The sequence below is a fragment of the Collinsella sp. TF09-1AT genome (assembly GCF_003436895.1).
Taxonomy (GTDB): Bacteria; Actinomycetota; Coriobacteriia; order Coriobacteriales; family Coriobacteriaceae; genus Collinsella.
This window is the reverse complement of the sequence record NZ_QSRC01000002.1, coordinates 95156-121485: the sequence shown is the minus strand read 5'-3', so window position 1 is coordinate 121485 and position 26330 is coordinate 95156. Positions and strand designations below refer to the sequence as shown.

At 60.1% G+C, this 26330-nt stretch carries 26 protein-coding genes; 16 read left to right on the top strand and 10 right to left on the bottom strand.

Annotation, left to right across the window (positions count from 1 at the left end; translation table 11 throughout):
* Positions 1-73: 73 nt before the first annotated feature.
* Positions 74-811: a tRNA (N6-threonylcarbamoyladenosine(37)-N6)-methyltransferase TrmO gene (gene tsaA / locus DXC90_RS02235; RefSeq protein WP_233502110.1), complete on the top strand. Its 738-nt coding sequence runs from the start codon at positions 74-76 to the stop codon at positions 809-811.
* A gap of 112 nt (positions 812-923) precedes the next feature.
* Positions 924-2135, top strand: a complete 1212-nt coding sequence (locus tag DXC90_RS02230; RefSeq protein WP_117734580.1) for a MalY/PatB family protein — start codon at positions 924-926, stop codon at positions 2133-2135.
* A gap of 105 nt (positions 2136-2240) precedes the next feature.
* On the opposite strand, the gene DXC90_RS02225 is transcribed toward DXC90_RS02230, so the two are convergent.
* Positions 2241-2720 (bottom strand): pyridoxamine 5'-phosphate oxidase family protein, encoded by a 480-nt coding sequence (locus tag DXC90_RS02225; RefSeq protein WP_117734579.1) that lies wholly within the window; start codon positions 2718-2720, stop codon positions 2241-2243.
* A gap of 254 nt (positions 2721-2974) precedes the next feature.
* Between DXC90_RS02225 and DXC90_RS02220 the strand changes: the two genes are divergently transcribed.
* The 3 genes from DXC90_RS02220 to DXC90_RS02210 all read left to right on the top strand — a co-directional run bounded on the left by DXC90_RS02220 (position 2975) and on the right by DXC90_RS02210 (position 5400).
* Positions 2975-3400 (top strand): potassium channel family protein, encoded by a 426-nt coding sequence (locus DXC90_RS02220; RefSeq protein ID WP_158550201.1) that lies wholly within the window; start codon positions 2975-2977, stop codon positions 3398-3400.
* A gap of 36 nt (positions 3401-3436) precedes the next feature.
* Positions 3437-3970, top strand: a complete 534-nt coding sequence (locus DXC90_RS02215; RefSeq protein WP_117734577.1) for a TIGR00730 family Rossman fold protein — start codon at positions 3437-3439, stop codon at positions 3968-3970.
* A 125-nt stretch (positions 3971-4095) separates the two neighbouring features.
* The gene (locus tag DXC90_RS02210; protein WP_117734576.1) at positions 4096-5400 is read left to right on the top strand and encodes a chloride channel protein; all 1305 of its coding nucleotides are present in this window, start codon (positions 4096-4098) and stop codon (positions 5398-5400) included.
* 94 nt (positions 5401-5494) lie between these two features.
* Here the strand turns inward: DXC90_RS02210 and DXC90_RS02205 are convergent, their stop codons facing one another.
* From DXC90_RS02205 to DXC90_RS02190, 4 genes are all read right to left on the bottom strand, one after another.
* The gene (locus DXC90_RS02205) at positions 5495-6370 is read right to left on the bottom strand and encodes an EamA family transporter (RefSeq protein ID WP_117734575.1); all 876 of its coding nucleotides are present in this window, start codon (positions 6368-6370) and stop codon (positions 5495-5497) included.
* A 259-nt stretch (positions 6371-6629) separates the two neighbouring features.
* Positions 6630-7328: an ABC-2 transporter permease gene (locus DXC90_RS02200; protein WP_117734574.1), complete on the bottom strand. Its 699-nt coding sequence runs from the start codon at positions 7326-7328 to the stop codon at positions 6630-6632.
* The gene (locus DXC90_RS02195; RefSeq protein ID WP_117734573.1) at positions 7325-8206 is read right to left on the bottom strand and encodes an ABC transporter ATP-binding protein; all 882 of its coding nucleotides are present in this window, start codon (positions 8204-8206) and stop codon (positions 7325-7327) included. The genes DXC90_RS02200 and DXC90_RS02195 overlap by 4 nt, the downstream gene beginning before the upstream one ends.
* Before the next feature lie 23 nt (positions 8207-8229).
* A complete protein-coding gene (locus tag DXC90_RS02190; RefSeq protein WP_117734572.1) occupies positions 8230-8610 on the bottom strand; it encodes a GntR family transcriptional regulator in 381 nt (126 codons plus the stop codon).
* A gap of 569 nt (positions 8611-9179) precedes the next feature.
* On the opposite strand from DXC90_RS02190, the gene DXC90_RS02185 reads away from it, so the two are divergent.
* The 3 genes from DXC90_RS02185 to DXC90_RS02175 all read left to right on the top strand — a co-directional run bounded on the left by DXC90_RS02185 (position 9180) and on the right by DXC90_RS02175 (position 12362).
* Positions 9180-10793 (top strand): peptide chain release factor 3, encoded by a 1614-nt coding sequence (locus DXC90_RS02185; protein ID WP_117734571.1) that lies wholly within the window; start codon positions 9180-9182, stop codon positions 10791-10793.
* A gap of 156 nt (positions 10794-10949) precedes the next feature.
* Positions 10950-11672 (top strand): VUT family protein, encoded by a 723-nt coding sequence (locus DXC90_RS02180; protein WP_233502109.1) that lies wholly within the window; start codon positions 10950-10952, stop codon positions 11670-11672.
* Positions 11673-11681: 9 nt separating this feature from the next.
* On the top strand, positions 11682-12362 hold the full coding sequence (locus DXC90_RS02175) for an SDR family NAD(P)-dependent oxidoreductase (protein ID WP_117734570.1): 681 nt from the start codon (positions 11682-11684) through the stop codon (positions 12360-12362).
* Between the two features lie 50 nt (positions 12363-12412).
* Here the strand turns inward: DXC90_RS02175 and DXC90_RS02170 are convergent, their stop codons facing one another.
* Positions 12413-13138: a uracil-DNA glycosylase gene (locus tag DXC90_RS02170; protein ID WP_117734569.1), complete on the bottom strand. Its 726-nt coding sequence runs from the start codon at positions 13136-13138 to the stop codon at positions 12413-12415.
* An 88-nt stretch (positions 13139-13226) separates the two neighbouring features.
* The gene (locus DXC90_RS02165; RefSeq protein ID WP_117734568.1) at positions 13227-14129 is read right to left on the bottom strand and encodes a DMT family transporter; all 903 of its coding nucleotides are present in this window, start codon (positions 14127-14129) and stop codon (positions 13227-13229) included.
* 158 nt (positions 14130-14287) lie between these two features.
* Here DXC90_RS02165 and DXC90_RS02160 point away from each other — a divergent pair, with 158 nt between their 5' ends.
* Positions 14288-15154, top strand: coding sequence for a LysR family transcriptional regulator (locus DXC90_RS02160; protein ID WP_117734567.1), 867 nt, complete (start codon positions 14288-14290; stop codon positions 15152-15154).
* Positions 15155-15181: 27 nt separating this feature from the next.
* Here DXC90_RS02160 and DXC90_RS02155 read toward each other — a convergent pair whose 3' ends face one another.
* A complete protein-coding gene (locus DXC90_RS02155) occupies positions 15182-16564 on the bottom strand; it encodes an MATE family efflux transporter (protein WP_117734566.1) in 1383 nt (460 codons plus the stop codon).
* A 193-nt stretch (positions 16565-16757) separates the two neighbouring features.
* Between DXC90_RS02155 and DXC90_RS02150 the strand changes: the two genes are divergently transcribed.
* Positions 16758-17573: a putative RNA methyltransferase gene (locus tag DXC90_RS02150; protein ID WP_117734565.1), complete on the top strand. Its 816-nt coding sequence runs from the start codon at positions 16758-16760 to the stop codon at positions 17571-17573.
* Between the two features lie 125 nt (positions 17574-17698).
* On the opposite strand, the gene DXC90_RS02145 is transcribed toward DXC90_RS02150, so the two are convergent.
* Positions 17699-18100: a hypothetical protein gene (locus DXC90_RS02145; RefSeq protein WP_117734564.1), complete on the bottom strand. Its 402-nt coding sequence runs from the start codon at positions 18098-18100 to the stop codon at positions 17699-17701.
* Between the two features lie 435 nt (positions 18101-18535).
* Here DXC90_RS02145 and DXC90_RS02140 point away from each other — a divergent pair, with 435 nt between their 5' ends.
* Positions 18536-19240 (top strand): class I SAM-dependent methyltransferase, encoded by a 705-nt coding sequence (locus DXC90_RS02140; protein WP_117734563.1) that lies wholly within the window; start codon positions 18536-18538, stop codon positions 19238-19240.
* A gap of 48 nt (positions 19241-19288) precedes the next feature.
* Here DXC90_RS02140 and DXC90_RS02135 read toward each other — a convergent pair whose 3' ends face one another.
* The gene (locus DXC90_RS02135) at positions 19289-19585 is read right to left on the bottom strand and encodes a hypothetical protein (protein ID WP_055310006.1); all 297 of its coding nucleotides are present in this window, start codon (positions 19583-19585) and stop codon (positions 19289-19291) included.
* Between the two features lie 76 nt (positions 19586-19661).
* Between DXC90_RS02135 and DXC90_RS02130 the strand changes: the two genes are divergently transcribed.
* From DXC90_RS02130 to DXC90_RS02110, 5 genes are all read left to right on the top strand, one after another.
* Complete coding sequence (locus DXC90_RS02130; protein WP_117734562.1) at positions 19662-20150, top strand: N-acetyltransferase; 489 nt, start codon at positions 19662-19664, stop codon at positions 20148-20150.
* Positions 20151-20361: 211 nt separating this feature from the next.
* The gene (gene tnpA / locus DXC90_RS02125; RefSeq protein ID WP_117734561.1) at positions 20362-20820 is read left to right on the top strand and encodes an IS200/IS605 family transposase; all 459 of its coding nucleotides are present in this window, start codon (positions 20362-20364) and stop codon (positions 20818-20820) included.
* 331 nt (positions 20821-21151) lie between these two features.
* Complete coding sequence (locus DXC90_RS02120; protein WP_117734560.1) at positions 21152-23155, top strand: translation factor GTPase family protein; 2004 nt, start codon at positions 21152-21154, stop codon at positions 23153-23155.
* 46 nt (positions 23156-23201) lie between these two features.
* Positions 23202-23840, top strand: a complete 639-nt coding sequence (locus DXC90_RS02115; RefSeq protein WP_117734559.1) for a GNAT family N-acetyltransferase — start codon at positions 23202-23204, stop codon at positions 23838-23840.
* A complete protein-coding gene (locus DXC90_RS02110) occupies positions 23815-26301 on the top strand; it encodes an excinuclease ABC subunit UvrA (RefSeq protein ID WP_233502108.1) in 2487 nt (828 codons plus the stop codon). Before DXC90_RS02115 ends, DXC90_RS02110 begins: the two co-directional genes overlap by 26 nt.
* Positions 26302-26330: the final 29 nt, after the last annotated feature.

Sequence of the window (26330 nt, the reverse complement as noted above, 5' to 3'; positions counted from 1 at the left end):
GGTTGCACGACGGAGGACCGCGGCGAAGAATTGCGCGCAACGCCCCACGCCTCCATGCCGTACAATGACCGGCATGGAACCTATCGCACACATACATACCGACCTGCCGCAGAAGTTCGGCATTCCGCGCAACAGCTTTTTGGCGCCCCATCTTGAGGGGCGCATTGTCTTTGAGCCGGAATATGCTTCCAGCGCGTCAGTTGAGGGTCTGGACTCCTTCTCTCACCTGTGGCTGCTCTGGCGCTTTGAAAACGGAACGCCCGGCGGCACGGCCGAAGACATCGCCGTCGATGCCAAGACGCAGGACAGGTCCGGCACCAATGCCAAGTGGTCGAAAACTGTGCGCCCGCCGCGTCTGGGCGGAGCCGAGCGCGTGGGCGTCTTTGCCACGCGCAGCCCGTTTCGCCCCAATCCTATCGGACTTACCTGCGTAAGGCTCGATCACGTTGAGCTCACCGACGATGGCCCCATCATCCATGTGCTGGGGGCCGATCTGCGCGACGGCACGCCCATCTACGACATTAAGCCCTACATTCCGTTTGCGGACTGTCACCCGGATGCGACCGGCGGCTGGATTGAGGATGCTCCGTGGCAAGAGCTCGACATCGAGTTCCCGCAGACGCTGCAGGATATGGTCCCGCCCACAAAGCTCCCCGGCCTGGTCGAGGTCCTGCGCCAAGACCCGCGCCGCGCAGGCAGCAAGCACGAGCCGAACCGCGTCTATCATCTGGCCTTCGCCGGGCTCGACATATCTTTTACGGTCGACGAAACCCAGCTAACCGTAGTTGCCGTCAACGACGCGCAAGACTAACCTGCCATTCGTCTGCACCCGTCAAATTAAGCGCCAAACCCCGCGCCAAAACCGCCCACGCTGGTGGACAATAGCGCCTATCGAAACAGTCTACTTTGCACGGGAGTCCAGCATGAAATACGACTTCACTTCAATCATCGACCGCCACGGCATGGACTCCATCGCCGCTGACTCTTGGGGCGAGATCCCCGGCATGGCTCCGAACGCGCCTGACGAGGGCTTCGACCGCATTCCCATGTGGGTGGCCGACATGAACTTTGCCACGGTGCCTACGGTCCAGGAGCACATCATTCAGCGCGCTCAGCATCCCATGTTTGGCTACTTTAACCCGCGCTCCGAGTATTTCGACCGCATCATCGAATGGCAGAGCCGCCGCAATGGCGTCGAGGGTCTGCGCCCTGAACATATCGGCTACGAAAACGGCGTGCTGGGCGGTGTCGTGTCGACGCTGCGTGCGTATGTTCAGCCAGGCGATGCGGTGCTGGTCCACAGCCCTACCTACATCGGCTTTACCAAGTCTATCGAAGCCGCGGGCTATCGCATTGTCCACAGCCCGCTTAAGCTCGACGACCAGGGTGTGTGGCGCATGGACTTTGAGGACATGGAGCGCAAGCTCGTCCAAAACCATATCCATGCCGCGGTGTTCTGCTCGCCGCATAACCCCTGCGGCCGCGTATGGGAGCGCGATGAGATTGAGCGCGCCATGGACATCTATCGCCGGCTCGATTGCGTGGTGATCTCGGACGAGATCTGGTCCGACATCATCATGCCCGGCCACAAGCATATCCCGACGCAGTCGGTGAGCGAGGATGCCCGCATGCGCACGGTCGCCCTCTATGCGCCGAGCAAGACGTTTAACCTGGCGGGCCTGGTCGGCAGCTACCACATCATCTATAACGAGACGCTGCGCGATCGCGTGTGCGCCGTGTCCAATATGACCCACTATAACGAGATGAATGTCCTTTCGATGCATGCGCTTATCGGCGCCTACCAGCCGCAGGGCTACGAGTGGGTCGATGAACTCAACGAGGTCATCGAGGGCAACATTGACTACTTCTGCGATTACGTGGACGAGCATTTTGAGGGCGTGTCCTATTCGCGCCCGCAGGGCACCTATATGGTGTTCCTAGACTGCACGGAGTGGTGCCGCGAGCATGGCCGCGATATTCAGTGGCTGCTCGATGAGGGCGCGCGTGTGGGCGTGGGCTATCAGGACGGCCGTCCGTTCCACGGATCTTGCCACATTCGCGTGAATCTAGCACTGCCGCTTTCGCGTGTAAGGGAGGCGTGCGACCGCTTGGACCGCTACGTTTTTGGGGTATAGGGGGCAAGCGATTCGGCCGCCGCGGTCTGCGCCCACGCCGTTAGCGTGCGTGGGCGCATAGGGCACAGAGGGCACAGAGGGCTGCGAGCACGTTTTCCGCGTTTGCTATTTTTCCTGAATCTGCTTGCCGCAAAGGTGCTCAACCGTAATTTCATACAGCTGGACGCCCCCTATGCTTTGTTTGATCTCCTCTTCGGCCTCCTCGGCGGAAGGGTAGTATTTGAGGGCGAGCTGGCGGATTGTATCTTCGACAAATGCCGGGTCATCGTTCACGAGGCGACAGCGGCCAAAAACCACGGTGCTCTGAACATAGGGTGCCCAGTCGTCATCCTTATACCAATCGTTGCCATAGACGGTAAAGCAGACTTTGTCGTTTCGTTTGAGTGCGTCGACCTTGTGTCCTGCCTTGGCACCATGAAAATAAATTTTGTCGTGCTCGGTGTCAAAGAAGTAATTGACGGGAATGGCATAGGGATAGCCATCGTCGCCGTTGACGGCAAAAACGCCGCGCTTGCAATCGGCGAGCAGCTCTCGCGCCTGTTTATCGGTGATGGCGCGCTTTTTTCTGCGAAGAGGCCTAAACATTGTGGACTCCCTTTCTTTTTGCGTGCTGCGGGCACGGCGGTGGGCGGTATGTCTATATCAAGATACTCGTTCGGGCCGTGAGACCTGTGGGGATGTCCTATTTGTCGCAGATTGAAACGTATGCCGTTTTGCCACGGGGACGGTCCTTCATAACCCGCCGTTTAGAAGCGTCCCCGACGACTGGTTCCGTTTGCGGGGAAGGCGTGGGACAATACCGAGCGAATGTGATTGGGCGTCTGGGAAAAGGGGTCGCGATGAACAAGTTGAGGACGCTTGCCGACGTGTTGCGACAGGCTGGCTTTGCACGCATCACGGGCCTGTTTCTTATCTTTTACCTGCTGTGCTCGACGGCTGTCTGGCTGTCCGAGCCCACGACCCTCACGTTTGGCGATGGTCTCTGGTTTAGCTTTGAGACGGTCTCGACCATCGGCTTTGGCGATATCCCGGCCGAAACGCCGGTCGCCCGCGCTATTACCGTCGTCCTGAGCGTCATCAGCATCTTCTACATCGCCATGCTCACGGGTGTGGCGGTGAACTACTGCAATACGCTCATTAAACTGCGCCAAAAGGACACCATGGCGCGCTTTATGGATGATCTTGAGCATTTGGAAGAGCTCGATCGTGACGAGCTCGCTGACCTGTCGCGCCGCGTACGCGAATATCGCCGACGCCAACGCTAGAACGGGCGCCGTGCGTCACGACGAGGGGGACTGAATATGAATATCACCGTGTATCTGGGCGCCAGCGTCGGCAATGACCCGGCGTTTCTGCCTGCGGTGCAAGAGCTGGGCAACTGGATTGGCTCCAACGGGCACGCGCTGGTATACGGCGGGTCTAAATCGGGCCTGATGGGCGCGCTTGCCGATAGCGTGCTCGATGCTGGCGGGCATGTGACGGGCGTTGAGCCGAGCTTTTTTATCGAGGCAGAGTTTCAACACGAAGGTATTGACGACCTTATCGTGACGAGCGATATGGCTGAGCGCAAAGCCAAGATGATTGAGCTTGGCGATGCCTTCATTGCCTTTCCCGGCGGGACGGGCACGCTCGAGGAGATTGCCGAGGTCATGTCTGCGGTATCGTTGGGACACCTGAGTGCTCCGTGCATCCTGTATAACCTGGACGGTTACTACAACGACCTCAAGGCGCTGCTCGGGCATATGATCGATAAGGGCTTATCGAGTCCGCAGCGCCAGCAAGGCATCTACTTTGCCGACGATTTGCGCGAGATTGCCTCGATTATTGGGAGTTGAGGTTCGCATCCGTAGTGCCCTGGCACTCAATGGTGTCGTTTGGGGCGCAGATGGTTGGCTCGTCTGGACAATGCTCGCCCTACAATAAGGCGTATCTATGTTGACTTTGACCACGGGAGGACCCGATGGGTAACCTGGCAAAACCCAAAAACCGTGCGCTGTTTTTAGCTAGCGTTGCTGTGACTGGCGCTTTCGCAGGCGCTGCGGTCTGGCTGTTCTTTTTTGCGATGGAGCACGGTATCGACTATCTATGGACCGAGATTCCGCAAATGCTGGGCGTCGCTTCGCCCGAGCTCGCGAGCGGTCCGTTCGGTTTTTTACCGTACCCGTTTTTCGTCTGCCTGCTGGGCGGCCTGCTGATCGGTCTGTACGAAAAGATGACGGGCACCAAGACCGATGACCTCAACCAGGTGATGGCCAAGGTAAAGCGCGACTGCCGCTACCCGTACGACAACCTCGGCAAGCTATCTCTTGCGGCATTGCTGCCGTTGCTGTTTGGCGGAAGCATTGGACCGGAGGCTGGCCTGACCGGTGTCATTGCAGGTCTGTGCAGCTGGGTCGGCGACCGCATGCGTTGCTTTGGCGCCGAGTTTAGGCAACTCACGCTGCTGGGTACCCAGGCTGCCCTGACGGCGCTCTTTACCGCGCCTGTCTTTGGCTTTGTGGCGCCGCTCGCCGGCAGCGCCGACGGCCAGGGCGCCGACGACGATGAGGACTCAGCGTCCGACGAGATCACCATCAAGCTGCCCAAGGCGCAAAAGACCGTGGTCTACGGCATCGCGATTGCCGGCGGCTTGGGCACCTATCTGTTGCTCGGCCAGCTTATGGGCGGCGGTATGGGTATGCCGAGGTTCGAGGCTGCTCAGGTGGGCAACCTCGAGCTTGCCTGGCTTATTCCCCTGGCGCTCATCGGCACTGTCTGTGGCTGGCTGTACTTTGTTTCGGAGCACGCGAGCGAGGCACTGGCCCACGCCATGGGGGAGCACCCTGTCATCAAGGCCATGCTGGCCGGTTTGGCGCTCGCCATTTGCGGCACGGTCCTGCCCTACACCATGTTTGCCGGCGAGACGCAGGCCGACGTGCTCATGGAGACCTATATGACCATTCCCGCTGGCGTACTCATTGCAACCGGTCTTGTCAAGGCCATGCTGACGCCCGCCCTTATCAACATGGGCTGGCGCGGCGGCCACTTCTTCCCGGTTATCTTCTCGGGCGTAAGCCTGGGCTACGGCCTTGCTGTCCTCACCGGCGCCGATCCGGTCTTTTGCGTCGCCGTCTGCACGGCATCGACGATGGGTGCGGTCATGCGTCAGCCGGTCATGGTCGTGGGCCTGCTGCTCATGTGCTTCCCACTCAAGGGTATCGTCTGCATGATCATCGCCGCCGTTATTGCCGCTGGCATTCCGCTGCCCAAGCCGCTGCGCAAGTAGCACGATAGCGCGCAGTCAGTACAAACATCTCAAGTCCGGTGCGGGCGCTGTGTCACGGATTTGCGGGTGGACTGGATTTCGTTCGGTATCGGCGCTACTTCCAAATTGCAAGCGCGGCGGTGCCCAGTACGATGAGGGCGAGACCGATGGCGCTGCGTCGTGAGAGTTTTTCGTTGAATGCCAGACGCGCAAATAGTACCGATACGACAATCGATAGTTTGTCGATCTGCACCGCGACGCTCACCTGGCCTGCAGCGATGGCGTAGTAATAGAGCAGCCACGATGCTCCGGTTGCGATGCCCGATGTTACGAGAAATGTGAGTTCGCGCCGGTCAACGTGCGCGACCTGCTCCAGTTTTCCCTTGGCTGCCACGATTGCCCATGCCATAACCAGTACCACGCAGGTGCGGATTGCCGTGGCCAGGTTTGACTCGACGCCTTCGATGCCGATCTTGGCGAGGATGGAGGTGAGTGCCGCGAACACGGCGGCGCCGAGGGCGTAAGCGAGCCAGGTCCGGTCTTGCTGCTGCTCGGGTCCGGCGGACTGCTTCTTCTCGATCATTAAAAACGTGCCGAGGGTGATGACAGCGGTTCCCACGAGCTTAACCGCAAGGTTGCTCGTCTCACCAAAAAGCGCGATGGCGACCAGCGCGGCGAGCACGGTGCTCATCTTGTCGACCGGTACGACCTTATTGACGTCTCCGATGCTCAACGCCTTAAAGTAACAGATCCACGAAGCACCTGTAGCGAGTCCCGAGAGGACGAGAAAGAGCCAGGATCTGGGTTCGATACTGCCAATGGTCCCAATGGATCTAGAAATGCCCGCCATTGCCCAGGCGAAAACGAGCACCACGCAGGTGCGAATGGCCGTCGCGATATCGGAGTCGGTCTGCTTGATACCGCATTTGGCCAAGATGGATATGATGCCGGCAAAGAATGCTGACGCAAATGCTGCGACGACCCACGACACGGGTGCGGTGCCTCCTTGGATAATGGGTTTATCCTGCGAGTTTTATGGACATAAGGATACCGCCCCACCATGAAGGTTTGATATGGCCGCGGCGAGACGGGGCCATGTTCCGGGGAGCCATTTGGTTAGGGCTCGAATTGAAGGTGAATGTTTTTCCGAGAAGTGAACGGCATGCCGTGAAGGGTGGTAACGACGTTGTTACTGCTTCGTCTTATCTAGTAAATGAGGTGGGGTGCCGCCCAAGTCCTTTAGCTGTCGATTACAGGTCGCGTACTCGATAAACCTTGGTGCTGACGGTGCAGCTGATTGCGCATAGCGCGAGGGCCAGGACGGCAATTCCTGCGCACAGGCAGCCGAGGACGGCGGAATCGGGATTTGCCCCGGCAATCGACATGAGCCAGTTGCTGATGGGGTTGGAGGAGCTCAGCGTGGCCATAGCAAGGCAACCGAGCAAGGCAAACAGACCAACGGACAGGCGCAGCGCCTCCATGTGTCCAAAACGAAAGAACAGCGGCTGCGCCAAAAACACCATCATGAGGGAGATGAGCATCGAGGCTGCCGAGGCAATTGCGATCTCAAATACGACCTGTCCCGTCGGGAAAATGCCTGCATTATTGAAGAGTGGGATGGTGACGATGTTCAACAGCGCGGCCGCACATGCCATGATGGCCGAGAAAGCAACGATACACAGGTAACGTGCGCAGACGATGTCTTTGCGCGAGAAGGGCAGCGTTGCCCGATAGCGCTCCCATCCGTTTTGATTGTCGAAGCCGGCTAGCGAGTTCATGATCATGATGGGCGACATGGCGCTGACTGCGCAGGCGCCAGCACTCATGCCGGAATCACCATCCGATGCGTTGGCGAGGGTCATCACGATGAATATAAATAAGCCGACACCCGCGATGCTCGGGATAAGCGTGCGAACGATGGCGAGCTCGGACATAAAGGCGCGTTTCATTTCGAAGCCCCTTTCAGCATGAGGCGAAGGTAGTCATCAATGGTTGCCCGATCGCAGGGAATCTCGGGGAAAGCCTCGAGCGTATCACGGCGGTTGGGCACGAGCACGTCCACGCTATAGGCGTGGCGGGCAGCACGGGCGCCTTCGACGCAAGCCATGAGCTCTGCGGCCTGTGCTTGCGTGCAGTGGGCGATTCCGGCGCGGTCGGTAATGTCCTCGCGTGGCAGGTCAAATGCAATCGAACCGTTATCGATGCAGATGACGCGATCGGCGGCGCTATCGAGGTCGGACGTAATGTGGCTCGAGAGCAGTACGCTGCGCTGGCCGTCGGAAACAAAGGCGAGCAGCTCATCGAGCAGCTCCTCGCGCGCCATGGGATCGAGGCCCGCGGTGGCTTCGTCCAAAACGAGCAGCCTGGCATTGTGGCTGAGCGCACAGGCGAGCTGCAGCTTCATACCCATGCCGCGGGAGAGGTCTTTGACCTTGGCTTTGGGATCAAGGCCAAATCGTTCGATAAATCTGGCGAATGTTTCGCGACTCCATGTGGGGTGCGCCGGGCCTACGAGCGTCTCGATCTGGCCCACCTTGAGCGTGGAAGGGAAAGGACACGTGTCCAGGACAAGACCGATGCGGGAGCGCAGATGGCGCTGTGTCTCGCCGGGCGCGTCGGTGCCGCAGTGCTGCCCAAACAGGTGCACCTCGCCGGCATCGAGCTTTATGAGTCCGAGCGCGGCGCGAATCGTCGTTGTCTTACCGGCGCCGTTTGCGCCCACAAAGCCAACAATCTGGCCGGGCTCCACGGTGAGTGTGACATCGCGTAGGGAAAAGCGGTCGCTTACGCGGCGTGAGACGCCTTTGAGTTCTAGCAAGTTTTGCATGGTATAGCCTTTCTTGCAGATGGCTACTGCATGGTTTCGGGGGCTACAAGGTCGAGCATCTCGTGCAATTTGTCGCGCGTGACGCCCAGGGTTTCGGCCTGCGTAGCGGCCTGCGCAAGCAACTCTTCGATATGGCAAAGCTGGTTTTCGCGCAAGAGTTCCTGGTTGCCCTCGGCGACAAAGCAGCCCTTGCCCTGCACGGTGCAGATATAGCCGAGCTGCTCCAGGTCGGCATAGGCACGCTTGGTGGTAATGACGCTCACGCCGAGGTCGCTCGCGAGCGCACGAATGCTGGGGAGTTTGGCTCCCGCAGCGAGTGCGCCCGAAAGGATCTGAGCTTTGACCTGCGAGGAGATCTGCTCGTAGATGGGCTTGTCGCTCGAATTGGATAGGATGATGTCCACAGCGGCTCCTTAGCTGTTGGGCTACACGTGTATATAACCGGTAAGCACAGTATATATACACTATGCACAGTTATGCAAGAGGAAATGTGGAATAGCCTGCCAGTGTCGCGCTTACTTCAAAACAATCTCAATCTGTAACACCTAGGTCCGTTTTGGGTCGCTTGCTGTTACAGATTGAGATGTTATTTGCCCGCCTGTCTATTTGTCTCAATCTGTAACAGTAAGAGTCGATTTGGGCGGCTAGATGTTACAGATTGAGACATTGGTTGCCTTCCTGCCGGTTTATCTCAATCTGTAACAGGTGGAGGCTCAAAACCCGTCTTTCTGTTACAGATTGAGACGAGATTGAGACGGTGTCGATCTTCCCAGCCGTTTATCTCAATCTGTAACACCAGGAACGCTAAAACCCGTCTATCTGTTACAGATCGAGACAGTCCTTGAGGCGGCTGCCCGGTGCACAGCGAGCTTGGCTGATGAATTTGTCCTGATAGGTGCCCTGTGGCGGGATTTCGCGGCTACAATAGTACGGTTTCAACGACGTAATGCACTCAATGCAAGAAAGGATCCGCATGGCAAGCCTGTCGGATGAAATCTCGTCGCGCCGCACATTCGCGATCATCAGCCACCCGGACGCCGGTAAGACCACGCTTACCGAGAAGCTGCTGCTCTATACCGGCAGCATCCAGACCGCCGGCTCGGTCAAGGGCAAGAGTTCGGCCAAGCATGCCGTCTCGGACTGGATGGACATCGAGAAGGAGCGCGGTATTTCCGTTACCTCCTCGGTACTGCAGTTCACCTACAACGGCGCCTGCGTCAACATCCTCGATACTCCCGGCCACCAGGACTTCTCGGAGGATACCTACCGTACCCTTATGGCCGCCGACGCCGCGGTCATGGTCATCGACGGCGCCAAGGGCGTCGAGGCCCAGACCAAAAAGCTCTTTAAGGTCTGCACGCTGCGCCACATTCCCATCTTTACCTTTGTGAACAAGCTCGACCACGAGGCCCGCGATCCGTTTGAGCTCATGGAAGAGATCGAGAACGTCCTGGGCATCAATACGTACCCCATGAACTGGCCAATCGGCAGCGGCCGTAACTTCCGCGGCGTGTTCGACCGTCAGACCCGTCGCGTCATCGCCTTTGAGGGCGACGGTCACGCCAACGCCACCAAGAAGGTCGCCGAGGTCGAGGCCGAGCTGGGCGACCCCGCCATGGATGAGCTTATTGGCGAGGAGAACCACAAGAACCTGATGGACGACATCGAGCTGCTCGATGGCGCCGGCGACGAGCTCGACCTGGATGCCGTGGCCTGCGGCAAGCTGAGCCCGGCGTTCTTTGGCTCGGCGCTCACCAACTTTGGCGTGGAGCCCTTCCTCAAGGAGTTCTTGCGCCTGGCCCCGACGCCGCGCGCCTATACCGATACGCTCACCAGCGAGCCGGTCGATCCGTGCCGCGACGACTTTAGCGGCTTTGTGTTTAAGATCCAGGCCAACATGGACAAGAACCACCGCGACCGTATCGCCTTTGTGCGCATTTGCTCGGGCAAGTTCGAGCGCGGCATGGATGCCTTCCACGTGCAGGGCAACCGTAAGCTCAAGCTTGCCACGGGCACGTCGATGATGGCCGATGACCGCGCCATCGTGGACGAGGCGTACGCGGGCGATATCGTAGGCCTGTTCGATCCGGGTATCTTTAGCATCGGCGACACCGTGTGCTCTGGCAAGCGCCACGTACAGTATCCGCAGATCCCGACGTTTGCCCCCGAGATGTTCGCCCGCATCACGCAGGTCGACACGCTCAAGCGCAAGCAATTCGTGAAGGGCATGGAGGAGCTTGCCCAGGAGGGCGCCATCCAGATCTTCCGCGAGCTGGGTGCCGGCATGGAGAGCGTCATCGTGGGCGTGGTCGGCGTACTGCAGTTTGAGGTGCTCGAGCGCCGCCTTAAGGCCGAGTACCGTGTTGAAGTCCGTCGTCAGCCGCTGCCCTATACGGACATCCGCTGGATCCAGAACGACCCCGACACCATCGACATCCCGGGCCTTTCGCTCACGCGTGACACCTTGCGCGTCGAGGACATGCGCGGCGGCAAACTGCTGCTGTTTACGAGCCCGTGGAATGTTGACTGGGCGACCGACCACAACCCCGACCTTGTCCTGTCGGAGTTTGGCAACGTAACGTTTTAGTGCGCCGGCGCGGTGGTCCTGTGGGGCTGCCGCGCCGCTTGCTTGCCTGCCGCCGTGTGAGCGGCTATCATACCCACCGTCGCCTCAAGACCGTGGCGGCCGAGCAGTTCGGGTCCGATATCCTGCTCGTTAAACCTAAAACCAAAGGAGTACATAATGATCAAGAAGGTCATGGAGGACTACAAGGTCCTGTTGCGGAGCATTCCCGCGGCAACGGTTTCGCTGTTTATCGTGAGCGTTATCATGATGAACCTGCTGGCCAACAAGGAGCTTATCAGCCTGCCGTATCTGGCACTCGATTGCGGCTTTGTGGTGAGCTGGGTTTCGTTTTTGTGCCAGGACATGATTTGCAAGCGCTTTGGCGCCAAGGCATCCATCAAAATTTCTATCCTCGCGTTGGCGGTCAACCTGGCCGTGAGCCTGTGCTTTTGGGCATGCTCGCTCACGCCCGGCATGTGGGGCGCCTACTACGACACGGGTATGATCGAGGTCAACACTGCCCTTAACGCCACCATCGGTGGCACCTGGTATGTGGTGCTGGGCTCTTCGCTGGCAATGCTCGTCTCTGCCGTGGTTAACTCCACACTCAACCAGTCGCTCGGCCGCATGCTCAAAAAGAATAACTTTGCGAGCTTTGCCTTCCGCTCCTATGTGTCTACGGGTGTCGGCCAGTTTATCGACAACCTAGTCTTTGCCATTGTGGTGAGCCACACGTTCTTTGGTTGGACCTGGGTGCAGGTTCTTATGTGCTCGCTGACCGGCGCTGTTGCCGAGCTGCTGTGCGAGGTCTTCCTGAGCCCCGTGGGCTACAAGGTCGTGCGCAGCTGGGAGCGCGAGAATGTGGGCGCCGAGTACCTCAAGCGCCATGCAACCGCCTAAGGAGCAAGCATGCGGGTTTTGATCACGGGTGCTTCGGGTGGTATCGGAGCCGCGTGCGTGCAGCGCTTTTTGGACGAGGGCCACGAGGTCGTGGGCTTTGATCTGCTGCCGGCGGCGATCGAACACGAGCGCTACCGCCATCTGATCGTTGATGTCCGCGAGCCTGACTCGTTTCCAGGCGACCTTGAGCCACAGGTAATCGTGAACGTTGCCGGTGTGCAGGATTCGGCCGACGATATTGCCGCCAACTTGCGTGGCACCATCAACGTGACCGAGCGCTATGCCTTTGTGGGGGAGGGGCTTGCCGCCAAGCCGACACCGGCTATCAAATCCGTGGTCAATGTGGGGTCGGCGAGCGGGCATACGGGATCGGAGTTTCCCGACTATGCCGCCAGCAAGGGCGGCGTTATCGCCTACACCAAGAACCTTGCAAACCGCCTGGCGCCGCAGGCCATCGCCAACAGTGTGGACCCGGGTGGCGTGATCACGCCGCTCAACCGTTGCGTGATGGAAGACGAACACCTGTGGAGCCAGATTATGGAACTCACGCCGCTTAAGCGCTGGGCCACCGCCCAAGAGATCTCCGAGTGGATCTACTTTGTGGGCGTGACCAACCGGTTTATGACCGGGCAGAGCCTGCTGATCGATGGCGGCGAGGCCGGCCGCACGCAATTTATTTGGCCCGAATAGGAAACGCGCCCGATGGAAAGCTGTCGGGCGCGTTTTCGATGTATCGATTTTTATCCGAGCCAAGTCCAGTTAACGGGGGTCGAGCCGTGCTGTTCGAGTAACCGATTGGCAGCGGAGAAGGGACGCGACCCCATAAAAGCGGGGAGTTCTGCCGTGGCACGGTTGGCCGAAAGCGGCGAGGGGTGCGTAGAGGCCAGGCAGAACTTGTCGGTTGCCTTGCCCGCGCCGGTCGTGGCGAGCTTGCCTTCGACCATCTGCTGGGCAAAGCGGCCCCATGCCAAAAAGACTACCGGCTGGGGCAGCTGGTAGCAGCGTTCGATAATGTAGTCGGTCAGGGTACTCCAGCCCAGCTTGGCGTGCGAGTTCGCGGCATGCTCGCGCACGGTGAGCGTGGTGTTGAGGAGCAGGACGCCCTGCTGTGCCCATGGGGTTAGGTCTCCCGTGGAGGGAATGGGACAACCCAGATCGGCATTGAGTTCCTTGTAGATGTTGCGCAGGCTCGGCGGCAACTTGGTTTGCGTCGCGGGGACCGAGAACGACAGCCCCATGGCCTGGTTGGGTCCGTGATAGGGGTCTTGACCCAAGATGACAACCTTGACCTGGTCGGCCGGCGTGTAGGCGAGGGCATTGAGGATGTCGTCTTGTGCCGGGTAGATGGTCTGCTCGGCACGCAAAAGGGCGATACGCTCGAGCAGCTGATTCGTAGTGTCACGTACCGGCTGCGGCGCATTGCCCAACCAAGTTGCTATGTTGAGGTCGCGGGTTGCGGTGTCCATGGGGCTCCTTTATGGCAGATGCTCTGTTGGCATCTATTGTAAAGGCGCACCGGTTGCCTTTATGCCACGGCTGTATGAAGAGCGGGGTCTACGAGACGTGCTCGGGCGCTCCTGCCATGCGAGCCTGTCCATGCGCGCGAAGGCGCGGAAGTTCGACGGTTGCCACCATGACGCCGGTGAGGATGAGGGCGGCACCAAAGAAGGCGATGGGGCTCAGGACTTCGCCGACCAGGAAGAACGAAAAGACGGCAGAGCATACCGGCTCGAGCGAGAAGGCGAAACCGGTGGTCTCGGCAGGCACATGGGGCTGCACGAGCGTTTGGGTGATAAAGCCGTAAGCAGAGCAGATGAGTGCGAGCGCAATGACGACCACGATCTCGCTGGGCGTACTGGGAAGCGTGAAGCCGCCAAAGGTGAATGCGGCGATGCCCGAGAACAAGCCGCCAAAGCCCAGCTGCCAAACGCCCAGAGCCAGCGGGTCGACATCTTCGACAAAGCGCTTCGCCACAATGATGTGTCCGGCGTAGACAAAGGCGGAGAGCAGCATGATGAGCGCGCCCGGGTTCAGGCTAGTGAAGTCGGCGCCCGAGAGCAGCAACATACCGCAGGTGACGATGGCGGTGCCGACGAGCACTTTGCGCTCGGGGGCGCGGCGCAGCAGGGCGGCGTTGGCAAACGGCACGATTACGACCGTCAGGCTCTGCAAAAAGCCGGCAGTGGAGGCAGAGGTGAGGCTGGAGCCCAGGCACATGCAGGTGAGCTCGGTTGCCATAATGGCGCCGATGATGGCGGCACGGACCATAAGGTCGCGGTTGATGCGCAACGCGTGCTTGTGGAAGAGCAGCAGGCAGACCACAAAGGCGATGATGCAGCGTAGCGCGACGATGCTCGTGGCGTTCATGCTGTCCATGCCGATCTTCATGAGGGGATACGAAAAGCCCCATGCGACGGGAACGGAAAATGAGAGCGCGATTGCTTTTTTGCGATCCATGGGACTCCTTTTGTTACAGAACGGTTTCGCAAAAAGGATTCTGCTCCCAGATATGGATGTAGTAAAGCGAATGTATCTTCAGTATGATTAAGAAATACTAATGTTGGCAGAAAAAGCCCTGGCAAAACGTTTTACGGCTGCATTGATGTGGAGGTGCGATGGCATCGCGGTATCAGATTGTTTGTATGGTGGTCGATCGCGGCAGTCTTAAGGGCGCGGCGGACGAGCTGGGCTATACGCAAAGTGCGGTGAGCCAGGCCGTCAAGGCACTCGAGCGCGAGCTGGGTACCACGCTTATCGAGCGCGGTAAGCAGGGCGTTTCGCTTACGCGCGACGGTAAACAATATCTGCCGTATCTGCGCCAGATTGTGACTGCCGAGGCTGAGCTCGAGGGCAAGCGCCAGGAGTTGCTGGGGCTTTCGTCGACCGATATTCGCATCGCGACGTTTACCAACGTGAGTCGAACCGTGTTACCGCGTGTGATCCGCGACTTTGGGGCGCTGCACCCGGGCGTACGCTTTACCCTTAAGCAGGGCGACTACACGCGCAACGCCCAATGGGTGCACGATGGCGTGGTCGATTTTTGCTTTACGGCACGCGGGTTTACCGCTGGCCTCGAGAAGCGCGTGGTCTATCACGACGAGTTGGTGGCACTGTTGCCTGTCGCGCATCCGCTGGCGGCAAAGGAAAAGGTGACACTCGCCGACCTGGCTTCCGAGCCGTTTGTGCTTCTGGATGAGGGCGAACAGAGCCTGGTGCTCGATGCATTCGCGGCGCATGGCCTGTCGCCGCACGTGACGAGCGAGGTCACCGACGACTACACCATCATGGCGATGGTGGAGGAGGGCCTAGGCGTGAGCATGCTCTACCGTCGTACTGTGGAGGGCATGCGTGCCGATATTCGCGTACGTCCCATCGTGCACGCCCCCTCGCGCGACGTAGTGGCGGCCTGGCGCAGCTGGGACACCATGCCCATCGCCACGAGGCGCTTTATCGACTATATGAGCTCGCATATTGTCAATTAATGACTGGCGCGGCGTTGAGTGCGGTGTTTAGCGGGCTGTCGCTTTGGCTTGGGTGACACGATAGGTGCGTGCCGGGTGGCAGAGTAGCACCGCCACGACCATAAAGAACGCCGTGGTGCCCAGGCTGATGGGGTAGACCATCATGATGTTCGCAAAGGTGCGGAAGTGCGGGAACACGCAGAACACCCAATAGAAGCGGATGCCGCAGACGCAGATCATGGTGATGAGGGCGGGCGTGAGCGAGATACCAAAGCCGCGCAGGTAGCCGGACATGTTTTCGTAGAACATGCTAAAGGCGTACGCCGGGAAGATCGAACACACGCGGATATAGCCGATCGAGACGATGTTGGGATCGCTGTTGAACAGCGACAAGATCTCGCGCCCCAGGCCGACAATAACGATAATTGTGGTGAGCGCGACGATACCGCCTTCGACCAGGCAGACCTTGAGCGTTTTGGTGCAGCGGTCGATCTGGCGGGCACCGTGGTTTTGTCCCACAAAGGTGGTGCAAGCCTGGCTAAAGCTGTTGAGCAGGTTGTAGCATACGTACTCCAAGCTCATGGCGGCGCTCGATGCCGCCATGACCTCGGTGCCCAGGCTGTTGATGGCGGACTGGATGATGATGTTGGCGACGGCAAAGACGGCGCTTTGGATGCCGGCGGGCAGGCCGATCTTGACGATGCGCTTGAGGGAAACGGGGTCTAAGCCTAAGTCGCGCGGGGTGACGCGGACGACAGAGTCGGTCTTGAGCAGGCGGATAAAGAGCGTAGCGGCGCTGACGGTGTAGGCGATGGCGGTGGCGATGGCGACGCCCGCGACGCCCCAGTGAAGTACGGGGACAAAGATGAGGTCCAGGCCAATGTTGAGGACGGTGGACACGGCAAGCGCCTGCAGCGGCATGCGGGTGATGCCGACGGAGCGGAAGATCGCGGCCTCAAAGTTGTAGAGCAAGATCGAGGGCATGCTGAGCAAAAAGACGCGCAGGTAGAGCGAAGCGAGCGGCATGGTTTCGGCAGGAACGTTGAGCGCGGCGAGCATGGGCTCGGCAAAGATCTCGCCCAGCGCGATGACGACAAAGCCCACGAGCGCCATTAAAACCGAGGTATGGACGGCACGTTTGACCATGTTCTGATCGTTGCGGCCGATAGCGTTGGCGATGACCACATTTGAGCCAAGCGACATGCCGATAAACAGGTTGAGCATAAGACTGGTAATCGGAACATTGGAGCCGACCGCTGCCATGGCAAGGGTTCCCTGGTCGCCCGAGAAGTTGCCGATGATGACCGTGGCGATGAGGTTCGATAGCTGTTCCAAGATGCTCGTGGCGGCCACGGGGAAGGCGAACAGGGGAATATTGCGCCACAGCGAGCCGGTGGTCATGTCAATGTGCTTAGATGCGGTATCGGCCATACACTCTCAATCTCTAATATGCTATTTCGTGCTTATTTGCGCAGACGATGATACTCCTAATGCAACCAGTCGGTACTTAGATAGTCGTTGGGACGTTCTTAAACGACTGGTCATTCAATAACGTCCCCGATGACTAGGTGGGGAAGGCGTGCGACAATGGTGGGCGTTGTGTTGTTCGCGCTAAGGAGTTGCCATGTTGTTGTGTCCCGTTTGCCATGAGCCGTTGGTGGACGACGAGCGCGGTGCTACATGCGCGGGCGGACACCGGTTTGACCGTGCGCGCGAGGGCTATCTCTATCTGCTGCGCTCGTCCAAGAGCGGCGACTCCATGGGCGATCCCAAGTCGCAGGCGCGCAGTCGTCGCGACTTTCTTAACCGCGGTTACTACGCGCCGTTGCGCGATGCGATGGTCGAGCTGGTGCGCAAGCAGGTGTCTGGACGTGCAACGTCTGCGAATGGCCCCATGACGCTGCTCGATATTTGCTGCGGCGAGGGCTACTACACCAGTGCCATGGGTGCGGTGCCGGGCGTGGATGCTTACGGTTTCGACCTGGGCAAAGAGATGGTGCGCCTGGCCGCCAAGCGCGGCGATGCGACCTATTTTGTGGCCAACATGAAGGATATCCCCGTGGCAGATGGCGCCTTCGATATGGTGACCGAGCTCTTTGCTCCCTTTAACGAGCGCGAGTTTGCTCGCGTGCTGGTGCCCGAGGGCTCGCTCTACACCGTGGTGCCGGGTGCCCATCACCTGTTTGGGCTCAAGGAGGTGCTCTACGACAGGCCATACCTCAATGACGAGAAGCTGCCGAAGACTACCGAGCTCGAGTTGGTCGGAACGCGGCGCGTGACAGCTTCTATCACCCTTCAGACCCAGGCCGACATCGAGGCGGTGTTCCAGATGACGCCGTACTACTACCGCACGCGCCCCGCCGACAAAGCACGCCTGGCAAACCTCGATACCCTTCAGACCGACATCGACTTCATCATCGCCGAGTACCGCCACAGCTAACCTACAAAAAAGGGACAGGTTTATTTTGGCGGGTTTTATCTGGGCTAACGTAAAGGGCCGACCGCGTTGCTGCGCGATCGGCCCTTTTTAGTTGCTTGGCTGCAGAGGTTATGAGAAGCGAGCGCTTACAGACGGTCCTTGTTTTCGGCCTTCACGGCGTGCGCCTGCTGAATAAAGAACAGGTCGTAGACCACGATGACAAAGGCGCCGATATTGACGGCGCTGCCGCCGAGCGCGGGAAGGGTAAGCACAGCCTGGACGAGCGTAGCGACCGCGGCAACGATACCGAGCTTAAACGCGCCATCCACCTGCGAAGGCTTGTTGGCACCCTTGATGCCCGCAACACCTGCGGCAAGATCGACAACGCCCTTGATAATCACAACGACAGCAGCGAGTATGGCGTTCGATCCGTAGATGGATTCAAATTTGCCGGTCGCGATGCCGGCGATTCCGATGACGAGGCTGGCGATGCCCAAAACAAAATAGATGAGGGCAAGGATTTTGAGTGTCTTGCGCGCGGCGCTCATAGGTAGTCCTTTCGATTCGGGCGCTGCCAGTCTGGCGCGTCCCATAAGCTGCACATATCGTGAAGCACATTGTAGTTCAACGTGACGGCGTGTGTGCTAGAAAGCGCTTCTCGCCTGTGCAGAGCAATCTTTCAAAAAGGAAAGCTGGACGTAAGCCAAATCGATGGCAGCACATGTGCGGCGCTGCGATGATGAGGTCGTGACAAGGAGTTGGTCTAAGGAGGAGCCATGATGTACGGAACAGGGCAAGTGCGCGAGCCGCGGTCGTTGGGAAGGCGCATGAGTGATTCTGTGATCGCTGCCGTATGCACGGGATTGATGGCGGTGCTTTGCATTGGGATGCTGTGGGCCATGTCGCATGTGGGACAATAGCGGACGGTTGAGTGCCGACAGGGGCGGCGCTCACGTATTCATTTTGCTTGTAAAGGAGTGCCCATGGGCGTCGTCGATCCCTTTTCTGTTGCTCGGGCCGCGGGGCTTGAGCTGACCGGGAAGCCCGAGGGCCTCACGCTCACCGACGGCGCGATGGAGCTGCGTGCCGATTTTGCCCGCATGCTTCCACGGCTCAAGCAGGGCCGTCTGCAGCAAGAGCTGCTGGTGAAGGCTGCGCGCACAAAAGGCATCGAGCAGCCATGGGCGATTGACGCCACGGCAGGCTTTGGCGAGGATTCGCTGCTGCTGGCCGCCACGGGCTTTACCGTCGATCTGTATGAACAGGATTGCGTGATTGCGGCATTGCTCAAGGATGCCTTGGACCGCGCGGCGGATGATCCGGCGCTTGCGGCTGCCGTGGCACGCATGCGCTTGCATGCGGGCGAGGACAGCATTGCCGGCCTTCGCCATACGGCTGAGCTGGTCGAGCGCGGTGAGCTCGCGGCTCCCGATGTGGTGTATTTGGACCCCATGTTTCCCGAGCGCACCAAGAGCGCGGCGGTTAAAAAGAAGTTCCAGCTCTTGCACCATTTGGAGCAGCCGTGTGCCGATGAGGAGACGCTGGTCGAGGCTGCTCTTGCGTCGTGCCCGCGCAAGGTTGTTATCAAGCGGCCAGTGAAGGGGCCGCTGCTTGCCGGCGTTAAGCCGAGCTATCAGCTTGCGGGCAAGGCCGTTCGCTACGATGTTTTGGTGCCGCCGCGCCCGTAGCTTGCGTGCGATGGTTGGCGCTCCGTCAGTGCCGTGCCGATGCGGCGTCTATTTCCATGGATGCGACGTCAGATGCCAGCCGCCGCAGTACTCGCATTTGTAGCAGGCCAGCCCGCGGCGTCCGCGGTTTTCGCAGTCAGCCATAACTGCCTCGGCCTCGGCGCGCGTGTCGTAACGGTTTTTTCGCTCGCACGACTTGTAGCGCCAGGCCTCATCTCGCTCGGCGTCCAGGGCGTCGCGGCGCTCATCCTCGCGCGCAAACAGGTCGCTCATATCGCCGCCCGTAGCAGCGCCCAAAAACTCGCTTTTGGCCTTTGACCAGGCGGCTCGCTTTTTGCTCCCCATCTGCTTCGTGTCCTTTCCAAACGCTGGTATCATTGCTCAATCAAAGTGATACCAATAAACGTGAGGTCGCCGCGTGATGATCAGAAAAACCCTCGATACCGACATTCCTGCCGTCATGGCCATCTATGACGTCGCCCGCGCCTTTATGCGCGCGCATGGCAACGCCACGCAGTGGCCCGAGGGCACGCCTTCGGCCGAGCAGCTGACTGCCGATATCGCCGCCGGCGGCAGCTATGTGTGCGAAGTCGACGGTCGCGTGGTGGCGACGTTTGCCTTTTTGCCGGGCCCGGACGAGTGCTATGACGTCATCGAGGACGGTCAGTGGCGTAGCGACACTCCGTACGCCGTGCTGCACCGCGTGGCGTCCGACGGCACCGTGCACGGTATCGCGGCCGCGATGTTTGCCTTTGCCAAGGAGCGTGCCGACCATCTGCGCATCGATACGCACGCGGACAACCTGCCCATGCAGGGTGCGAGCATGAAGGCGGGGTTCGAGCGCGCCGGAGTCGTGTATGTGTCGGACGGCACGCCGCGTGTTGCGTTCGACTGGCTGCGCGAGGCATAAGAGCGAGGACGCGTATCAACAATCCATGTACATGAAAATGGCCCCGGGCGGGGCCATTTTCGTTCAAGACTTTAGTCTGCTGGCCGCGCAGCGGCCAGCTTTAAACCACCCGCTACGCGGGTGGAGACAAACGGCTTTACAAAGCCACCCCTCCGACCGATATTGACGATTGTTCAGGCCGTCAAGAATTCGAGTCGAAGGGGTGGTCGCCATGGCCCAGAAGGCCTACAGCCTTTCCCACACGAAGTGGATGTGCAAGTACCACGTCGTGTTCACGCCGAAGTATAGGCGCAAAGTGATCTACAGCCAAATCAGGAGCGACATAGGGGAGATCCTCAGGAAGCTGTGCGAGTACAAGGGGATCGAGATAATCGAGGGGCACCTGATGCCCGACCACGTGCACGTGCTGCTGGCGATCCCGCCGAAGTACAGCGTCGCGAGCGTCATGGGCTACCTGAAGGGGAAGAGCTCGCTGATGATATTCGACAGGCACGCCAACCTCAAGTACAAGTTCGGCAACAGGAAGTTCTGGGCGGAGGGCTACTACGTGTCCACCGTCGGCCTGAACGAGGCGACGATCGCCAAGTACATCAGGGAGCAGGAGTCCCACGACATCGCGCTGGACAAGCTGAGCGTGAAGGAGTACGAGGACCCCTTCAAGAGGGGGTGATGCTGCCGGTTCGACCGGCGCGCCACGGGTCAAGATGCACTAGGCCTGGACGAAGTCCGGGCCCGCGCCTTTAGACGCGAGCCCGGGGCCCGTGGGTTATACCCTAAGAGCAAACCACCCTTTTTAAGGGTGGTTCTGATTCGATGCGCTGTTTTGCAAGCCGGCTTTCGCAAGGCGCGAACCTGCGAAAATCGCCGCGCGGCAACGCGGGGCGATGAGCTCGGTCGGGGGATAGGGCCCGCTTCGCCCGCCGGCCCGTAAATTGTATCATCCAGTGTGGAACGAGGGTGCCCGTTGCCACGTGCGATGGGCTTGCAATAAGAGGAGAGCCATGTCGAAGCAAGCGGTCGTTGGAATCTTGGCGCATGTCGATGCCGGCAAGACTACGCTGGCCGAGGCCATGCTGTTCAACGCAGGTCGCATTCGCAAGCGCGGCCGTGTGGACGACGGCGACTCGCACCTGGATACCAACGCTATCGAACGCGAGCGCGGCATCACGATTTTCTCGTCGCAGGCCGTGCTCGACCACGGAGATGCCCACGTCATGCTCGTGGATGCACCGGGGCATGTCGATTTTTCTGCCGAGGCAGAGCGCACATTGCGCGCGCTCGACTACGCGATTTTGGTTGTGGGCGCCAACGACGGCGTGCAGGGACACACCGAAACCCTGTGGCGCCTGCTTGCGCGCTATGACATCCCGACGTTCGTCTTTATCAACAAAATTGATTTGGAGAATCCCGGCCGCGATGTTTTGCTGGCGCAACTTGGGCAGCGTCTTTCCGAGGGCTGCCTGGATGCCAGCGAACTGTTGGCGGGCGGTGCCGCTTGGGAGGACGCTGCCGCGTTGGACGAGGCGGCGCTCGAGGAGTTTCTTGAGACGGGTGAGCTTTCCGTTGCAACGCTGTCGCGCATGGTTGCCGAGCGCAGGCTCTTTCCCTGCTTTGCCGGCTCGGCGCTCAAGGACCAAGGCGTGGGCGAGCTGCTGGATGGCATGTGTACACTGATGCGTGAACAGGCGTGGGCCCCGGAGTTCGCCGCGCGTGTCTATCGTGTCAGCCGAGGCGTTCGTGGCGAGCGCTTGGCTTGGATAAAAGTGACCGGCGGCACGCTGCGTGCAAAACAGATGATTGACGGACGCTCCGGTGCCGAGGTATGGGAGCAGAAGGTCGATCAGGTGCGCATCTATAACGGCGAGAAGTACGAGCTTGCCCAGGAAGTTGCTGCTGGCGGTATCTGTGCCGTGACGGGTCTTGCGCACGTTCTCCCGGGGGACGCCTTGGGTGCGGAGCCCGGGTGCGATGCGCCCGTCATTGCGCCGGTCCTTACCTATACGGTGCTCCCGGGCGAACATGATGTCCATGCGGTGTTTAAAGCGCTGACCGAGTTGGCGGACGAAGACCCCATGCTCGGCGTAAGCTGGAATACGCATCTTGAGCAGATTCACTTGCAGTTGATGGGCGCCGTGCAGCTAGAGGTCGTGCAGCGGGTGTTGGCCGATCGCTTTGGCCTTGCGGTCGAGTTTGAGCCTGGCGGCATTCTCTATAAGGAGACTATCTCGCAGCCGGTCGAGGGCGTGGGCCACTTTGAGCCGCTGCGCCATTACGCCGAGGTGCACCTGCGCCTGGAGCCGCTGCCAGCGGGTTCGGGCGTGCAGTTTGGCACCGTGACCTCGACCGACGAGCTCGATCTGAACTGGCAGCGTTTGGCACTCACCAACGCCATGGAGCGCGATCACCTGGGCGTGTTGACCGGCTCGCCCATCACCGATGTGCGCATTACGCTTACGGGTGGCCGTGCACATGCCAAACACACCGAAGGCGGTGATTTTCGCCAGGCCACGTACCGTGCGATTCGTCAGGGTTTGATGCGGGCACGCGAGGCGGGTGCGGCGGTGCTGTTGGAGCCGTGGTACCACTTTGAGCTCGAGGTGCCGGGAGATTGCGTGGGCAGGGCGCTTTCGGATGTCACGCGCATGGGCGCCGAGTACGAGCCGCCGGCGATGGCGGGCGACCGGGCGAAGCTTGTGGGTCGCGTGCCAGCATCCGAGGTACAGGATTATGCGCTGGAGGTGGCTGCCTACACGAGCGGCCGCGGACATCTGTACCTGGAGTTCGCCGGTTATGCGGCATGCCATGATGCCGAGCGCGTCATCGAGACGGCCGCCTACGAGCCCGAGGCCGATCTGCCCAACACGCCCGATTCGGTCTTTTGCGCCCACGGCGCCGGCTATACGGTCAAATGGTACGACGTGCCCGCCGCGGCACACGTAAAGATCGATCCCGCCATCTTCCGCCCCTATCGCCCCGCCGACGCGGAATTTTTCGGCTACATGTGACAAAGGGACAGTCCCTTTGTCACATCGATAATTGAGAGGTTGAAACGTGGTGATTCATACTGAGCGCTTGGTGCTTCGTCCGTGGCGCGAGACGGATGCGGCGAGCCTGTTTGCATACGCGAGCGACCCGGACGTGGGGCCGGCTGCGGGCTGGCCACCCCATCGAAGCATTGAGGAAAGCAGAGAGATCATTCAGACGGTCTTTACGGCGCCCCATACCTTTGCCATTTGCCTGCCCGAGACAGACGAGCCCGTGGGCAGCATTGGACTCATGCCGCCGCGCTGCGAATCGAACGGCCAAAGCGTTGGACTTGAGCTCGAGGTGGGGTATTGGATCGCCAAGCCGTTTTGGGGTCGAGGCTTTGCTCCGGAAGCAGTGCGAGCTATGCAACGCTATGCGTTTGAAACGCTTGGCTGCAAGGCGCTTTGGTGCGGATACTATGAGGGCAATAACAAGTCGTTACGCGTCCAACAAAAATGTGGGTTCGTGCCACATCACGTTGAGCGCGACGTGCCCTGCGAGCTTATGGGCGATGTGCGTACCGAGTACTTTACCTATTTGACCTGCGAAGACTGGCGCGGGCGAGCACAGTGCGAGCAACGTGACAAAGGGACAGTCCCTTTGCCACATTCGATCAACAGGAAAGGAAGCGATGACGGTGTCGCAACAACCAAGCGCTATTGAGGTACGCGGCGCGCGTGTCCACAACCTCAAGGACATCGATATCGATATTCCGCTGGGAAAGCTGGTGGGTATTGCCGGCGTATCGGGTTCGGGCAAGAGCTCGCTGGCGCTGGGGGTTCTTTATGCCGAGGGCTCGCGTCGCTACTTGGAGGCGCTCAGCACCTATACTCGACGTCGCCTGACGCAAGCCGAGCACGCCCAGGTGGATGAGGTGCTGCACGTGCCGGCGGCGCTCGCATTGCATCAGCGCCCCAGCGTGCCGGGCGTGCGCTCGACCTTTGGCACCATGACCGAGCTCAACAACAGCCTGCGTCTGCTCTTTAGCCGCTGCGCCCATCACGTTTGCCCGCACTGCGGGGCGCGCGTGGAGCCGAGCCTTAACGTCGCCGCGGGCCTGTCGCTCACGTGCCCCGCATGCGGCCGTGAATTCTACGCGCCGAGTGCCGAGGACCTTGCCTTTAACAGCGGCGGCGCGTGTCCTACCTGCGGCGGTACCGGCGTCATGCGCGAGGTGGACGAGGCGAGCCTGGTGCCCGACGAGTCAAAGACTATCAACGAGGGCGCGGTGCTTCCTTGGGGCACACTCATGTGGGATCTGATGAAGCAGGTAGCCGGCGAGATGGGCGTGCGTACCGACGTGCCGTTTAGCCAGCTCACGCCCGCCGAACGCGACATCGTGTTCCATGGTCCGGCGGTTAAAAAGCACATTCTCTACGTTCCCAAAAACGGCGAGGGTGCCACGCCGCTCGACTTTACCTATTACAACGCCGTCTATACCGTTGAGAATGCGCTCGCCAAGGTTAAGGATGACAAGGGGCTCAAGCGCGTTGCACGCTTTTTGCACGAGGGGCCGTGCCGCGACTGCGGAGGCACGCGTCTTTCCGAGGCCGCGCGCCAGTCTCAGGTGCGCGGTATCAATCTGGCGCAGGCGGCGGCCATGACGCTGGGCGAGGCGATTGAGTGGGTGCGCGGGGTGCCCGCATCCTTGCCGACTGAGATGCGACCCATGGCCGGGGACATCTGCGATTCGTTTTTGAGTACGGCTCGCCGCCTGGTCGATCTGGGCCTCGATTACCTTTCGCTCGACCGCGCCGGTGTCACGCTGTCTACGGGTGAGCGCCAGCGCGTGCAGCTTGCCCGCGTGGTGCGCAACCGATCGACGGGCGTGCTGTATGTGCTGGACGAGCCTTCGATCGGCTTGCATCCTGCCAATGTCGACGGCTTGGTGGACGTGATGCGCGATCTGGTGGACGACGGCAACACCGTGGTTGTTGTCGACCACGACACGCGCGTGCTGGCAGAAGCCGACTATCTGGTCGAGATGGGCCCCGTTGCCGGAGCAGGCGGCGGCCATGTAATCGCCGCCGGTACGGTAGACGAGGTCGAACAATCGCAGGGCAGCCGCATCGTCCCGTTTTTGCGCGCAGAGCCCAAGCGTCTGCGCCCGCAGGTGGCTGACGACGAAATGTTCGACCAAGGCCATATCCGCATGGCGATCGATGCCATCCATACCGTCAAACCACTCGAAGTCGATATCCCGCGCGGCCGCCTTGTCGCGGTGACGGGCGTTTCGGGTTCGGGCAAGACGACGCTGGTGCTCGAGACGCTCATCCCGGCACTCAAGGCGCAGGCGGCCGGCGAGCGCCTGCCCAGGCACGTGCGTTGGGTCGATGCCGAGGGTATCGCGCGCGCCAACCTGATTGACGCCACGCCCATCGGCGCCAACGTGCGCTCGACGGTGGCAACCTATGCCGACATCCACGATGAGCTGCGCCGTGCCTTCGCCCGCACGCCCGAGGCCAAGGCGGCGGGGTATAAGGCGGGTGCCTTTAGCTACAACACCGGCGCTTTGCGTTGCCCTACGTGTGATGGCACGGGCTCGATATCGCTTGACGTGCAGTTTTTGCCCGATGTCGAGATCGTCTGTCCTGCATGCCGTGGCTCGCGTTATGCAGACGCAGCATCACATGTCCATCGCGAGGGAAAGGACGGCAGCCTGCTTACGTTGCCGCAACTTATGGATATGAGCGTGGATGAGGCCCTCGACGCGACCGTCGGACTCAAGAAAGTTCAGGCACGCCTGCAGACGCTTCACGATCTGGGGCTGGGATACCTGACACTTGGCGAGCCCACGCCGGCGCTCTCGGGCGGCGAGGCGCAGCGACTCAAACTTGCGAGCGAGATGGGCCGCGTGCAGGACGATGCCATATTCGTGTTCGACGAGCCCACCATCGGTCTGCATCCGCTCGATGTTCAGGTGCTGCTGAGCGTGTTTGATGGCCTCGTTGCCAAGGGCGCCACGGTTATCGTGATCGAACACGATCTCGACCTTATCCGTAACGCCGACTACGTGATCGATATGGGCCCGGGCGGCGGCGATGCCGGCGGGCAGGTCGTCTGCGCCGGCACGCCGGACGACATCGCGGCCTGCCCCAAGAGCATTACCGGCCGCTACCTCTAACCGAATGTGACAAAGGGACGGTCCCTTTG

Bases quoted from the DNA above. Each gene is read 5' to 3' on its own strand.
- DXC90_RS02130 (WP_117734562.1), top strand. From the start codon at position 19,662: ATGATCAGAAAAACCCTCGATACCGACATTCCTGCCGTCATGGCCATC.
- DXC90_RS02155 (WP_117734566.1), bottom strand. From the start codon at position 16,564: ATGGCCGATACCGCATCTAAGCACATTGACATGACCACCGGCTCGCTG.
- DXC90_RS02135 (WP_055310006.1), bottom strand. From the start codon at position 19,585: ATGGGGAGCAAAAAGCGAGCCGCCTGGTCAAAGGCCAAAAGCGAGTTT.
- DXC90_RS02120 (WP_117734560.1), top strand. From the start codon at position 21,152: ATGTCGAAGCAAGCGGTCGTTGGAATCTTGGCGCATGTCGATGCCGGC.
- DXC90_RS02185 (WP_117734571.1), top strand. From the start codon at position 9,180: ATGGCAAGCCTGTCGGATGAAATCTCGTCGCGCCGCACATTCGCGATC.
- tnpA (WP_117734561.1), top strand. From the start codon at position 20,362: ATGGCCCAGAAGGCCTACAGCCTTTCCCACACGAAGTGGATGTGCAAG.
- tsaA (WP_233502110.1), top strand. From the start codon at position 74: ATGGAACCTATCGCACACATACATACCGACCTGCCGCAGAAGTTCGGC.
- DXC90_RS02215 (WP_117734577.1), top strand. From the start codon at position 3,437: ATGAATATCACCGTGTATCTGGGCGCCAGCGTCGGCAATGACCCGGCG.
- DXC90_RS02160 (WP_117734567.1), top strand. From the start codon at position 14,288: ATGGCATCGCGGTATCAGATTGTTTGTATGGTGGTCGATCGCGGCAGT.
- DXC90_RS02220 (WP_158550201.1), top strand. From the start codon at position 2,975: ATGAACAAGTTGAGGACGCTTGCCGACGTGTTGCGACAGGCTGGCTTT.
- DXC90_RS02230 (WP_117734580.1), top strand. From the start codon at position 924: ATGAAATACGACTTCACTTCAATCATCGACCGCCACGGCATGGACTCC.
- DXC90_RS02175 (WP_117734570.1), top strand. From the start codon at position 11,682: ATGCGGGTTTTGATCACGGGTGCTTCGGGTGGTATCGGAGCCGCGTGC.
- DXC90_RS02225 (WP_117734579.1), bottom strand. From the start codon at position 2,720: ATGTTTAGGCCTCTTCGCAGAAAAAAGCGCGCCATCACCGATAAACAG.
- DXC90_RS02200 (WP_117734574.1), bottom strand. From the start codon at position 7,328: ATGAAACGCGCCTTTATGTCCGAGCTCGCCATCGTTCGCACGCTTATC.
- DXC90_RS02170 (WP_117734569.1), bottom strand. From the start codon at position 13,138: ATGGACACCGCAACCCGCGACCTCAACATAGCAACTTGGTTGGGCAAT.
- DXC90_RS02195 (WP_117734573.1), bottom strand. From the start codon at position 8,206: ATGCAAAACTTGCTAGAACTCAAAGGCGTCTCACGCCGCGTAAGCGAC.
- DXC90_RS02180 (WP_233502109.1), top strand. From the start codon at position 10,950: ATGATCAAGAAGGTCATGGAGGACTACAAGGTCCTGTTGCGGAGCATT.
- DXC90_RS02210 (WP_117734576.1), top strand. From the start codon at position 4,096: ATGGGTAACCTGGCAAAACCCAAAAACCGTGCGCTGTTTTTAGCTAGC.
- DXC90_RS02150 (WP_117734565.1), top strand. From the start codon at position 16,758: ATGTTGTTGTGTCCCGTTTGCCATGAGCCGTTGGTGGACGACGAGCGC.
- DXC90_RS02140 (WP_117734563.1), top strand. From the start codon at position 18,536: ATGGGCGTCGTCGATCCCTTTTCTGTTGCTCGGGCCGCGGGGCTTGAG.
- DXC90_RS02165 (WP_117734568.1), bottom strand. From the start codon at position 14,129: ATGGATCGCAAAAAAGCAATCGCGCTCTCATTTTCCGTTCCCGTCGCA.
- DXC90_RS02145 (WP_117734564.1), bottom strand. From the start codon at position 18,100: ATGAGCGCCGCGCGCAAGACACTCAAAATCCTTGCCCTCATCTATTTT.